Here is a 12946-nt window from a genome sequence, read left to right on the forward strand (position 1 = left end):
CTGACTGTCATGATGTTAGGTTTTCGTAAGAACCATGGTCACGAGCTGCTACGAGAGGATGCCACTGGCACCGCTATGACTTTAACAGAACTTCGCTACATCGTAACCCTCGCCCAGGAGCGTCATTTTGGCCGTGCGGCAGAACGCTGCCATGTATCGCAGCCTACGCTGTCGGTGGCCGTGAAAAAATTGGAAGATGAGCTCGAAACGCCACTGTTTGAGCGCTCCAAATCTACTGTACAGGTCACCCCGCTAGGCGAAAAAATCGTTGCCCAGGCCCAGCGCGTGCTGGAACAGAGCAGTCTGATTTTTGAGCTGGCCAGTGCTGGCAAAGACCAGTTGGCGAACCCGCTGCGCATTGGGGCTATTTATACTATTGGACCGTACCTATTTCCTCATCTAGTGCCTGCGCTTGCTAACGCAGCCCCGCAAATGCCGCTGTACATTGAAGAGGGCATGACAGGTACGCTGCGCGCCAAGCTAAGAAGTGGCGAGCTGGATGTGATTATTGTGGCGCTGCCCTTTACCGAAACTGACGTGGTCACCAAAGCGATCTACGACGAAGCCTTCGAAGTATTAATGCCCGCCAATCACCGCTGGGTAGAGCGCGAATCGATCAATAAAGAGGACTTGCTGGAAGAGCGCTTACTGCTGCTCGGTGAAGGCCACTGCTTCCGTGATCAGATCCTGGAGGCCTGCCCGGCGATTACTCAAAAGCTCAATAGCCCCAACAATACGCTGATTGCTGAAGGTGGATCGCTGGAAACCATTCGTCATATGGTCGCTTCCCGATTGGGCATTACGGTGTTGCCGCAGTCAGCGCTGGGCACCAATCAGTATGAAAATGCCATGCTGGTAAGTCGGCCCTTTGCTGAGCCCGCGCCTTCGCGCACCGTGGCGATTGCCTGGCGGGCGAGTTTCCCCCGGCCCAAAGCGATTGAAGCACTGATTCAGGCAATCAGTCACTGCCAGCAGCCTACCAAGACCGTGAAAAGCGTCCCATGAGCGATCTCAGCGCACCTATTACGGCCCTGAAAGGCGTGGGGGAAGCGCTGTCGCTAAAGCTTGGCCGCTTGGGAATTGAGCGGGTGAGCGACCTGCTGTTCCATTTGCCGCTGCGCTACCAGGACCGCACACGGCTGACGCCTATTGGCCTGCTGCGTGCCGGTCAAGAAGCGGTGATAGAGGGTGAAGTGACCGCCTGCGATGTCGTCAAAGGGCGCCGCCGCAGTCTACTGGTACGTCTTCGCGATGCCAGCGGTATCTTGAGTATGCGCTTCTTTCACTTCTCACCCGTACAGCAACAACAGCTGCGCCCCGGTGTCACGGTGCGCGCTTTTGGTGAAGCGCGGGCTGGCGCCACCGGCTTAGAGATCTATCACCCTGAATACCGCCTCAGTGGCGGCAGTGAAACCCCGGTGGAGGAGTACTTCACGCCGATTTACCCCACCACAGAAGGCTTGAATCAACCGCGCCTGCGGGCATTGACCCAGCAGGCACTGGCGTTGCTCGACAATGCCCCCGAGGCGCTGCCTGACGTGATCCCCGACGCACTACTGCAGCGCTTTCAACTGCCAGGGTTGCATGCCAGCCTGCACTTGCTACACCAGCCACCGCCCGATGTGAATATAGAGCAGTTGACCAGCGGCCATCACCCAGCCACGCGGCGGCTGGCGCTGGAAGAGCTGCTCGCTCACCAACTAAGCCTGCGTGAAGTGCGCCTGCGCATTCAGGCGGACGGCGCCCCCGCTTTGCCCTCCGGGCGCAGTCTGCAGGCGCGCTTTTTAGCTCAACTGCCGTTTGCGTTGACCGGTGCCCAGCGCCGTGTGCTGGAAGAGATTGGTCATGATTTGAGTCGCCCAGCGCCCATGTTGCGTTTGATTCAGGGTGATGTGGGTTCGGGTAAGACCGTGGTGGCTGCCATGACGGCACTGTGTGCCCTGGCGGGCAACTGCCAAGCGGCGATCATGGCACCTACAGAGATCCTCGCTGAGCAGCACTACCGCTCGTTTAAAGCCTGGTTTGAGCCGCTGGGTATCGAAGTGGCGTGGCTGGCGGGCAAGCTCAAAGGCAAAGCGCGGCTGGACGCCAAGGCGGCCATTGCCGATGGTCGTGCGCGTATGGTGGTGGGCACCCACGCGCTATTTCAAGATGATGTGCACTTTGAGTGTCTAGGTCTGGCGATTATTGACGAGCAGCACCGCTTTGGCGTGCATCAGCGCTTGGCACTGCGTGAAAAAGGCGAGGCGGGCGGGCTGACCCCGCATCAGTTGATCATGACCGCCACGCCCATTCCACGAACCCTGGCCATGAGCGCCTACGCGGATCTGGATGTCTCTGTGATCGACGAGCTGCCCCCCGGCCGTACGCCGGTGAAAACCGTGGTGGTGCCCGATGAGCGCCGCCCGGAAGTGGTAGAGCGCATTAAGCTTGCCTGCAGCGAAGGCCGACAGGCGTATTGGGTGTGTACGCTGATTGATGAGTCCGAAGTGCTGCAGTGCCAGGCCGCCGAGGTGACTCGTGATGAGTTAACGGTCGCTTTACCTGAGCTGGCTGTGGGTTTGGTTCATGGGCGGATGAAATCGAGCGAGAAAGCCGAGGTGATGGCCGCGTTCAAAGCGGGCGAGCTGGATCTGCTGGTAGCGACCACAGTGATTGAAGTGGGCGTGGATGTACCCAACGCCAGCCTGATGATTATTGAAAACCCCGAGCGGTTGGGGCTTTCCCAGTTACACCAGCTCCGTGGTCGCGTGGGTCGTGGCAGCACGGAAAGCTTCTGTGTGCTGCTCTACCACCCGCCGCTATCAAAAAGCTCCCGCCAACGCTTGGCAGTGATGCGCGAAACCAATGATGGCTTCCGTATTGCGGAAAAAGACCTGGAAATCCGCGGTCCCGGCGAAGTGCTCGGCACTCGCCAAACAGGCCTGGCGCAGATGAAGATCGCCGATTTGGAGCGCGATGCTGACCTGTTAGAACGGGTCACCGCACTCGCTCAAACGCTACAAGGCAACGCCGACATTACCGCCGTATTGGTACGCCGTTGGCTAGGTGAAGCCGCAGGGCGTTACGGTCAAGTGTGAACGCTAGCGCTGTTTGATTCAGGTGCTTCATTGCCTACCAATCGATTAGCCGCTTCGCCCAACGGTGCCAGTTGCTCGGTAATAAGGCGCAACTGGCTCTGGATAGGGCGATAGAGCGTGACCGCCTGCTCATCTCCCGTCTCCTCGGCTTGCTCCTCTAACTGGGCTAACAGTTCGGCGGCTTGATCTGTCAGTGCTTCAATCGGTTGGCGTTGATTCAACCGTTCTGCAATCTGGCCTAACAGCTCACCAATGCGTTTTGCCACCGGCACAAACGTGGCGTCGTCCTCATCTTCTGCTAATTGGTGACGGTGCGCGCCCAGGGCAGAAAGATGGCTGAGCAGGGTGTTGGATAGCACCAGGAAACGCAGGCCGCTATCCGCATCCAGTTTGCGGTAATGCCCCGGCTCGTGGAGCATATTGGTCAGCAGGGTGGAGAGCGCTGCATCGGCATTGTGGGCATTGCGCCTGGCCAGGCGGTAAGCCAAATCATCCTGTTTGCCATCTTCGTACTGGTGGATGATCTCCTCTAAATAACGGCGGTGATTATTCAGCGCGTTGGAGGCCTCGCGATACAGCCTGCGCCCCTGCCAGTCGGGCAGAATGAAAAATACCGCTAAACCCGCAATTAACGAGCCGATCAGGGTATCGAACAGGCGCGGCATGATCAGGTTAAAGCCATCGCCCACCTGGTTGAAGCTGCATAGCACCAGCAAAGTAATAGAGGCGGTAGCGATGACATAATGTTTCTCGCGGTTAGCAAAGAAAGACACTCCTGCTGCCACGGCGATCATGCTTTGTACGAGTGGCTGCGGAAACAGGCTGATCGACGCCCAACCCACCACCAAGCCCAATACCGTGCCCAACATCCGCTGAGACAAGAATCGCCGCGTGGTAGCAAAGTTGGGGCGGCACACAAACAGCGTGGTAAGCAGAATCCAGAAGCCCTGTTCGGGATCAATCCACTGCAGTAGTCCGTAGCCGGTCATCAGCGCGATGGAGAGCCGCACCGCGTGGCGGAAGGTGGGGGAGCCCAGTGTAAAGTTCAGCCGCACCCGCTTCCACGCTTCCAGCAAGCTTGACGGCGAGCGGTCATAAAGCGAGCTGTCTCGCCGCTCCTCGCTGGCGTCAGGATTATGGGCGCTGGCAAGCTGGGCTTCCAAGGTAGCCAGGTTGTCGGCCAGGGCACTTAAAGGGTAAAGCAGCGGGCGCCACTCAGGCTTGCCTCGGTCACGCAGGTTGTCAATCGAGGCATGCAAATCAGCCAGCGCTTCTTCGCTCTGTTGGTGATCAAACGGGCGGTTCAGCAGTAGTGACTTGGCCAACTGCCGACAGGAACGCCCCTGTTGGTCCAGCAGCCGCTGGCAACGAAACAGCACGTCGTGGTGAAAAAAGGCTTTGCTGAGCGCGCTATAGGGGTAATGGGTGGAGCTGGCGCGTTCGTGAATATCCTGGGCGATGAAATAGATGCGCAAGTAGCGATTTAGCTTTTGGTCGCCGCGCTGACCTTCCAAGCGCCTAAAAATCATCTCTTTGGCCTGGTTAAGCGCATCAACGACTTTACCGTTTTGCCGCGCCAGCGCTACTCGACGCGCTTCTACATCCACGCCCCGCACGGGCTCAAACAGCGCCGATTTCAGAATCAAAAACTCGCCTAACGCTTTATATACGCGCGCCATGCTCTGTTTAACCGGCTGGCGGGAAAACAGCGCGCACCACACCACGGAAATTAATCCGTACCATGCTGCTCCGGCCAACAGCAGCAGCTGGCGCGTCGCGACGTCCGCATCTACGCCACCGTGCTGTTCAATATTGATCATCGAGTAGATGGATAGAATCAGCGTGCCAGAGGCAATCGTGGCGTAACGTTGGCCGATAGCGCCGAGCATAATCAGGGTAAAGGTGGAAATGCCCAGCCCGATAACAAATAGCCACGGCCAGGGAAACAGCCACTGCACAATAAAAGACGCCGATGTAAAGCAGACCAGCGTTACCAGCAGGGCCTGAAAGCGCCCCTGCCAGCTATCGTCAGTTTCAGAAAGCGCGCAGGCGATAATGCCTAGAAACAGTGGGATTACCAGTGCGACATCACCCATTAGACCGCTAAGCATCAGGGCACCGCTGAACGCTATAAAAACGCGCAGGCTATAGGCAAATTTATCGAGGGTCCAAAGGCGCCGCAGCGGCAATGAAATGGGCATAACGTCTCTTATGATTGATTATTAGACTTTAGTATAAGCGGATAGTATAGAAGGTTGCCGTGGCATTTGTCGCTATCTGTTCAGTCAACGTTAAGCAAAGCAAGCCTATACTGCCGCCTTCTATGCGATGTAAATGCTACGTCATATTCACGTAATAGATTGAAATAAGATTATTGCTGTACAGCTGCTCTCTTGGTTTAGCTGATTTTACGGCGCCATTTCTTGGCTAATAGTCGTTTTAATAGGGCTCTTATATGAATGATAAACGGCTTAGTGCATCCCGCTCTACACGCGCATTATCGCTATTGAATTTTTCATTAGCCGATGTACGCGATGGTCTTGGCCCGTTTTTAGGCATTTATCTCGTTGCCCTAGGGTGGGCACCTGCAGAAATTGGTTTTGTGATGACCGTTGCTGGATTCGCGAGCCTGTTAGCGACAACACCCGCAGGTATGCTAGCCGATGCCACCCACTTCAAACGCTTGCTGGTGATTTGTTGTGCGCTGCTGGTGGCCACAGTGAATCTTGTTTTATTGTTTTGGCCGCAAACCTGGTTTATCGCTTTTTCGCAGATTGTGACGGGTATTGCCGCAGCGGCGATTGGCCCTGCCATCCTCAGCTTAACGCTAGGACTCGTGGGCCAAATCGGCCTTGCTCATCAGTTGGGTCAAAACCAAGCGTATAACCATGGCGGTAATGCCACCGCTGCGATACTGGCCGCTTTAATAGGCTATTTTTATGGCGTCGAGGCCGTGTTTTATTTGATGGCCTTTATGGCCGCGCTGACGATTTTTTTGGTGCTTAAGATCAATCCTGCTGATATTGACTATGAGGAGGCGCGTGGGTTGGATAAAACAACGCATCAGTCAGTCAGCATAAAGCAGGTATTTCAGGATCATCCTATGCTGCTGATCGTCGGCCTTACGCTACTGCTTTTCCACCTAGGCAACGCCGCCATGCTGCCATTATTAGGACAGCGAGTGGCGACTAATGAGCTGATGAATCCCGCCGTTTATACCGCCGGTACTGTTGTGATTGCCCAGGCGACGATGATTCCCATGGCCCTGCTGGCGGCTTGGTACTCCCATAAAAATGGCTATTGGCTGCTATTTTTGGTGGCTCTGCTGGTGCTGCCTATTCGTGGCGTAATGGCTGCGACTATTCCAGGGCTTTGGAGCGTTGTTCCGGTGCAAATATTGGATGGGATTGGAGCGGGGTTATTAGGCGTGGCAACCCCCGGTATCGTTGCACAAATACTGCGTGGTACGGGACGGGTGAACATGGGCTTAGGCGCAGTAATGACCATTCAAGGCGTTGGTGCGGCACTTAGTGCCAGTTTTGCAGGCATTGTGGCAAGCTGGTTTAGCTATGAAGCGGCGTTTTTGGCACTTGCTGGCGTGGCAGGAATAGCTGTGGTCGTTTGGTTGCTGTGCTTTGACCGTGGCGTCTCTTCATCGCCGCTTAAGGTAAGCGTTTAGCCGCTTCCCGCTAGGGTAGCGGCCTATCTAAAATGTTTGATATATCCCGTGTTCTAAAAAATAGCGCACTAAAGCACTATGATTGGAACGGTAACCTTTCGATACTCGGAGTGACACTAAAAAAACAGGATCATTCCAATGGATCTCAAGCTGCTGCTGGACTGGCGTCTTCACTTAATGGTGATTGTGACGTCGATGTTTTCTGAGTGGATAGGCATCGTGCGAATTCCGCTCGGGCCGGGAACACTACTCTTACTACCGCTGTTATACGCCTTTGTGATTGGCGTGCTGTTTAACCCCCATCTTTTTTCGGCCATGGGCAAAGTGGTTCCCAAGCCTGTCAGCAATGCGGCGGGCCCGATCATTCTGATCGCTATTTTGCCGTTTATTGCCAAGTTTGGCTCTACCATTGGCCCAGCGATGGAGCAGATCATTGCCGCAGGCCCCGCGCTGATTCTTCAGGAGCTAGGTAATCTCGGCACTATGCTGATCGCGCTGCCCTTTGCCGTATTAGTGCTCAAAATGGGCCGTGAAGCGATTGGGGCTACCTACTCGATTGCTCGCGAACCCAATATTGCCATTATTTCAGACCGTTACGGGCTAAGAAGCCCTGAAGGCATCGGTATTATGGGCGTCTACGTGGTAGGCACCATGTTCGGTACGCTCTATTTCGCCCTAATGGCGGGCTATATTGCGTCGCTGGATATTCTCGATATTCGTGCTCTGGCCATGGCCTGCGGGGTGGGCAGTGGCAGCATGGTAGCGGCATGTTCTGCGGCGTTAGCGGAAGCAGTCCCGGGTTCCCGTGATGAACTCCTGGCCTTTGCAGGTGCAAGTAACCTGCTCACTTATGCCACAGGCCTGTATATCTCATTATTTATCGCGCTACCGATTACCGAGTGGATGTATAAGCGCTTAAAAGGCTCGCGTCAGGAGGTTCGTCATGAAAACCCATGAAAGCAGTGTTGATCAGTTTGATGCTGAAGCCTTAAAAGAGCTGCGTCCGGAAAACCAACTCGGCAAAACGGCCTTGGTGCTGGCGGCGGTGTGTGTCGCGGCCTGGTTTAGTAATGTGGTCAATGGGGCGCCTTTGTTAGACGCGCTACCTGGGATGCTAATTCTTTACACCATGGTCATCATCGGCTTGGTGATAGGCCGGGTAAGCCCCTTTTACCTGCCTAGCGTGGCCTGGGTATCGCTGATCAGTATTATCGCGACGCTGCCGTTCTTTCCCGGTAATGGCTGGATAATCGCACGGCTGGCGGAGGTAGATTTTCTGGCGGTGGTCACGCCGGTATTGGCCTATGCCGGGCTGGCGCTCACCGGGCGTGAGTTTGCCATGTTCAAGCAAACCGGTTGGAAGCTGGTGATCGTGGCCTTGCTGGTATTCACCGGTACCTTTATCGGCTCTGCCGTTGTCGCCCACATCATGCTTTAAGGATAGGACGATGACTGCTTCTGTTAAGTTACCGGACAATGCTGAGCTCGCCGCTTGGCGCCACGATTTCCACCAGCACCCTGAAACGGCTTTTGAGGAGCACCGCACCAGCGCGCGCATTGCAGCGTTACTGACAGAGTGGGGCTTTGAGGTGACCACGGGCATCGCGGGCACAGGAGTGGTTGCCGCCTTGGATGGCCTGCACGGTGAAGGCAAGACCATCGGCCTGCGGGCCGATATCGACGCCTTGGATATTCGCGAAGAGACGGCGCTTGCTTACGCTTCGCAAACGCCTGGAAAAATGCACGCCTGCGGCCATGATGGCCATACCACGATGCTGTTAGGCGCTGCCTGGGCGCTAAAGCAGCAGCCGGATTTCAAAGGCCGGGTGGTGTTTATCTTTCAGCCCGCCGAAGAGAACGCCGGCGGCGGCCGGGTGATGGTCGAAGAAGGGCTGTTTGAACGCTTCCCAATGGATGCTGTGTACGGGCTGCATAACTGGCCTGGGCTGCCGGTGGGTGTCGCGGCGGTACACGATACCGACGTGATGGCCGCCTTTGATATTTTCAGCCTGACATTAACCGGTAAAGGCTGCCACGCGGCGATGCCGCATTTGGGCATTGATACGGTGCTGGCAAGTTGCCAATTGATCAGCCAACTGCAAGGGTTAGTGAGCCGCGAAACGCCCCCGGATAAATCGGCGGTGCTGAGTTTCACCAGTATTAACGCAGGGGATACGTTTAATGTGATTCCTGAGCAGGTAGCGCTGCGTGGCACGCTGCGCTGTTTCGATATGGCGCTTAAAGAGCACTTGGAAGCGCGCTTCAAACAGGCGATTGCCAGCTTAGCCGAGTTTCACGGCTTAACCGTTGAGCTGGATTACCAGCGCTGCTACCCCGCCACCATTAATACGCCGGAGCATGCCCAGCACTGCGCCACGGTGCTGGAAGGCTTATTAGGCCAAGGCAATGTGATCCGCAATCCGCCACCGAGCATGGCTTCTGAGGATTTCTCGTTTCTGCTGGCCGAGCGGCCAGGGGCTTACATTTGGATGGGCAACGGCGAGGATTCTGCTTCGTTGCATAACCCTCACTATGACTTTAACGACGCGCTGTTACCGCTAGGGGCGCGCTACTGGGTAGAGCTGGTAAGAGCGCTACTCGTCTAACTCATTATCGTCATTCAGCGATTCTTCTTAACTAACTGCGTTATTCGCTCCTCTGATGCCCAATGGGTAGGGGAGCGTCTACGCCCAATATTGATACCGAACATAGCGTTACGCCACTAACAAAACGCTTAGGGAGTTTTAAGATGTCTTTAACCATTACCGTCATTGGACTTGGTCAGATGGGGGGCAATATGGCGCTTACCCTTAAAGCCGCAGGGTTTGCCGTCACGGGCAGCGATCTGTTCGACGCTGCACGCTCACGGCTTGAGGGCCTTGGTCTAGCCGTTGTTGCTCCTGATGCCCTGCCCGCAAGTGATGTTTATCTGCTGTCGCTGCCTACGTCAGCCCATGTGCGTGAAGTGATTGAGCAATCACCGGGCCTGCTTACGCTGGCGCCGAAAGGCAGCGTGATTGTCGATACGTCAACCAGCGACCCCGCCGTGAGTCGTGAATTAGCCGAAAAAGTCACCGCCGCAGGCCTTCTTTGGTTGGATGCCCCGGTAAGCGGTGGGCCGAAAGGCGCGGCCAGTGGCAAGCTGGGGATGCTGTTGGGCGGCGATGAAGCGACCATTGAGCGGGTAATGCCGATGCTGGAGGCGATGTCGGCCAAGCGTACCCATGTGGGTGGCCCAGGCAGCGGTCATGTGGTGAAACTTGCCAATAACTACCTGTGTGCAGCGCACTTGATAACCACTGCCGAAGCCGTTGCGATGGCAGCCAAGGCGGGCGTTGAACCCGCGGCCTGTTTGGCGGGCCTCAATAGTGGCTCCGGGCGTAGCGCGATTAGCGAGGTGAACTTCCCCGAGTGGGTGTTGAGCGAGCGTTTTGACTCTGGCTTTACCACCGGCTTGATGCGTAAGGATCTGCGCCTAGCGCGAGACGCTGCTGAGCAACTGGGCATTCCGCTACCTCTGCTACAAGCCGTGGTCGATGCTTGGCACGAAAGCCCCGAACAGCCCACCGACAGCGATGACTTCAACCATATCACTACGCCAATTTTAGCCCGTGCCAGCCAAGCGGAGAGCAACCAATGAGCTCACTCAGCCAACACGCCTGCGACCACCTTGCAGAACTACTGAAAGGCTTCGGTTTAGCCACTGACACGCTGTTAAGTAACTGGATTGATGGCGCGTTAGTCGCTGGAGAAGGCGAAGAGATCACCCTGATTAATCCTGCCACTGGCGAAGCGCTAGTGAGCTATCGCGATGCGGGCGCTGGGCTAATTGAACGCGCCACTCAAGCAGCTGTGCGGGGTCAGCGTGAGTGGATGGCACTAACCGCCAGCGAGCGTGGGCGGCGTATGAATGCCGCCTTGCGCGGTTTGGAGGGCCATGAAGAGGCGCTGGCGCAGTTGGAGAGCGTCGTCGCAGGTAAACCGATTCGTGACTGCCGGGCTGAAGTGGGCAAAGTGCGCGAGATGTTTGAGTACTATGCGGGCTGGTGCGATAAACAGCATGGTGAAGTGATCCCGGTGCCTACCTCGCATCTTAACTATGTGCGCCACGTGCCCTATGGCGTAGTGGGGCAGATTACCCCCTGGAACGCGCCGATGTTTACCTGTGCCTGGCAGTTGGCTCCGGCCATTGCCGCAGGCAACGCCGCCGTATTAAAACCTTCTGAGTTAACGCCGTTCACCTCTGTGGTGATTGCCAAGCTGTTGGAAGAGGGGGGCAAAGGAGCGTCCCAAGGTCTGCCTAAAGGGCTGATCAATATCGTCAACGGGCTGGGCAAAACGACCGGCGCGGCACTGACCGACCACCCCACCATCAGCAAGTTAGTATTTGTCGGCTCGCCCCAAAGTGGGCGGATGATTGCCGAAGCAGGCGCGCGGCGGTTAGTGCCCAGTGTATTAGAACTGGGCGGCAAATCGGCCAATATTGTGTTTGCCGATGCCAAGCTGGATGAAGCGGTAGCGGGCGCCCAAGCTGCTATTTTTGCCGCCGCTGGCCAAAGTTGTGTGGCAGGCTCGCGTTTACTGATTGAGCGCTCGGTGTTTGAAAAAGTTACCACTCGCTTGGCGCGGGCGGCGGAACAGATTGCGGTGGGCCTGCCCAGCGACGAAGCAACCCGCATGGGGCCGCTGCAGAATCGCCGCCAATTTGAGCAGGTGACCCGCATGATTGAGGCCGCCGAAGCAGCAGGCGCGAGAGTGTTAACGGGGGGGAAGCGTCCTGAAGGCTTGCCTGACGAAGCCCAGGGGTATTTTATTGCCCCTACCGTGTTGGTCGATGTTACGCCCGATATGGAGATTGCTCAGCAAGAAGTGTTTGGACCGGTATTGGTGGCCATGGCCTTTGATGATGAAGCCCAGGCCATTCAACTGGCCAACGAAACTCGCTTTGGCTTAGCCGGGGCCGTTTGGAGCCAGGATGTGGCGCGAGCGCACCGTGTCGCCGGGCAATTGCGGGCGGGAACGGTGTGGATTAACAGCTATAAGGCGATCAGCGTCATGTCACCGTTCGGTGGCTTTGGCGATAGCGGCTTTGGACGTTCCAGTGGTTTGGATGGCCTACGCGATTATACCGTGCCACAAAGCGTCTGGGTGGAAACCGCGCCAGAGGCCAGCGTCGCTTTTGGTTACGGCAGTGGCGTTGGCTGATGTAACGCTGGGTCGCGAAACGCCTGCATCCAGCGCTGTAGATGGCGAAGCAGCAGAATACTGGCCTTAGGTTGCTGGCGGCCAACGCGGGTGACCATGTGGGCATGAGAGCGCTGAAATAGCGGGTTATCTATTGGACGGGCGACGAGCGTGCCAATCTCTAAATCATGGGCGACGGCAAAAGCGGGCAGCAGGGTAATGCCCATGCCACTACGAACGTACTGAGCTAACACCACCATTGAATTAGTGTTCATGGCTAGGCGTGGCGCAATACGTGCCTGTTGAAAGGCTTGATCGACCATTTGGCGAACCCCGTGGCTGGGGTCCCACATTGCCATTGGCTGGTCGCTAAGCTGGGTAAGCGTGAGCGGTGAGGTTTGGTTGGCTAAGGAGTGTTCAGGGGACAAGATCGCCATGAGTGGCTGAGGGCTAGAGGCCCAGAAACGCAGTTGCGGGTGGGTTCGCTCGTGAAACATTAAGCCGATATGGCTATGGTTTTCGACCACCGCCTCAATAATGCCGGAAGTACCTGCAATATGAATATCAAGTTGGATGCCCGCGTAAAGCTGGGTAAATTCATGCAGCGGGGAAGCCACTAAGTCACTGACAAAGCCTTCACCGACGGTGAGCGATATTTTGCCGGTTTCCATACGCTGGTAGGCTTCAAGTGAGGTGATAAAGCCTTCATCAAGCGCACCGCGGCGTTCACAGTACTCAAGCAGCATTTCTCCTACCGGGGTAGGAGAAATGCCGTCGCGCTGACGCTCCATGAGCGTGGCCCCCAAAGCTTCTTCCAGCAATGCAATTTGCCGACTAACCGCCGAGGGGGCAATGTCTAAGCGCGCCGCTGCGCGACGCACGGAGCCTGACTCCAGGGTAACGCGGAAGTACACTAAGCGCTGATGAGGTATGTCCATCGAAAGCTGTTATACCTCTGCTTTGGTGTAGAAAAAATTCATGTTAACTACACCGCTATCCTGTG

10 protein-coding genes are annotated in these 12946 nt (G+C 56.3%); 8 read left to right on the forward strand and 2 right to left on the reverse strand.

All coding sequences use genetic code 11. The features are described 5' to 3' along the window. Positions 1 to 75 precede the first annotated feature (75 nt). Both ACQKE4_RS06740 and recG read left to right on the forward strand, forming a co-directional pair. The gene (locus ACQKE4_RS06740; RefSeq protein WP_427387532.1) at positions 76 to 1005 is read left to right on the forward strand and encodes a hydrogen peroxide-inducible genes activator; all 930 of its coding nucleotides are present in this window, start codon (positions 76 to 78) and stop codon (positions 1003 to 1005) included. Continuing rightward, positions 1002 to 3080: an ATP-dependent DNA helicase RecG gene (gene recG, locus ACQKE4_RS06745; protein ID WP_427387493.1), complete on the forward strand. Its 2079-nt coding sequence runs from the start codon at positions 1002 to 1004 to the stop codon at positions 3078 to 3080. Before ACQKE4_RS06740 ends, recG begins: the two co-directional genes overlap by 4 nt. Here the strand turns inward: recG and yccS are convergent. Further along, on the reverse strand, positions 3071 to 5281 hold the full coding sequence (gene yccS, locus ACQKE4_RS06750; RefSeq protein WP_427387494.1) for a YccS family putative transporter: 2211 nt from the start codon (positions 5279 to 5281) through the stop codon (positions 3071 to 3073). The two genes, recG and yccS, sit on opposite strands and share 10 nt — an antisense overlap. Before the next feature lie 254 nt (positions 5282 to 5535). Here yccS and ACQKE4_RS06755 point away from each other — a divergent pair, with 254 nt between their 5' ends. From ACQKE4_RS06755 to ACQKE4_RS06780, 6 genes are all read left to right on the forward strand, one after another. Beyond that, complete coding sequence (locus tag ACQKE4_RS06755; RefSeq protein WP_427387495.1) at positions 5536 to 6759, forward strand: MFS transporter; 1224 nt, start codon at positions 5536 to 5538, stop codon at positions 6757 to 6759. A 138-nt stretch (positions 6760 to 6897) separates the two neighbouring features. Then, positions 6898 to 7716 carry a DUF3100 domain-containing protein gene (locus tag ACQKE4_RS06760; protein WP_427387496.1) on the forward strand — a complete coding sequence of 273 codons (819 nt, stop codon included), beginning with the start codon at positions 6898 to 6900 and terminating at the stop codon, positions 7714 to 7716. Further along, positions 7703 to 8197, forward strand: a complete 495-nt coding sequence (locus ACQKE4_RS06765) for a hypothetical protein (RefSeq protein WP_427387497.1) — start codon at positions 7703 to 7705, stop codon at positions 8195 to 8197. Before ACQKE4_RS06760 ends, ACQKE4_RS06765 begins: the two co-directional genes overlap by 14 nt. A gap of 10 nt (positions 8198 to 8207) precedes the next feature. Continuing rightward, positions 8208 to 9365 carry a M20 aminoacylase family protein gene (locus ACQKE4_RS06770; RefSeq protein ID WP_427387498.1) on the forward strand — a complete coding sequence of 386 codons (1158 nt, stop codon included), beginning with the start codon at positions 8208 to 8210 and terminating at the stop codon, positions 9363 to 9365. Between the two features lie 143 nt (positions 9366 to 9508). Beyond that, positions 9509 to 10399 (forward strand): NAD(P)-dependent oxidoreductase, encoded by an 891-nt coding sequence (locus ACQKE4_RS06775; protein ID WP_427387499.1) that lies wholly within the window; start codon positions 9509 to 9511, stop codon positions 10397 to 10399. Then, positions 10396 to 11964 (forward strand): aldehyde dehydrogenase family protein, encoded by a 1569-nt coding sequence (locus ACQKE4_RS06780; protein WP_427387500.1) that lies wholly within the window; start codon positions 10396 to 10398, stop codon positions 11962 to 11964. Before ACQKE4_RS06775 ends, ACQKE4_RS06780 begins: the two co-directional genes overlap by 4 nt. On the opposite strand, the gene ACQKE4_RS06785 is transcribed toward ACQKE4_RS06780, so the two are convergent. After that, complete coding sequence (locus ACQKE4_RS06785; protein WP_427387501.1) at positions 11943 to 12881, reverse strand: LysR family transcriptional regulator; 939 nt, start codon at positions 12879 to 12881, stop codon at positions 11943 to 11945. The genes ACQKE4_RS06780 and ACQKE4_RS06785 overlap by 22 nt on opposite strands. Between the last annotated feature and the right edge of the window lie 65 nt (positions 12882 to 12946).

Origin of the sequence: Halomonas sp. NPDC076908 (assembly GCF_050269715.1) — a bacterium.
In the GTDB taxonomy this organism is placed as follows: domain Bacteria; phylum Pseudomonadota; class Gammaproteobacteria; order Pseudomonadales; family Halomonadaceae; genus Vreelandella.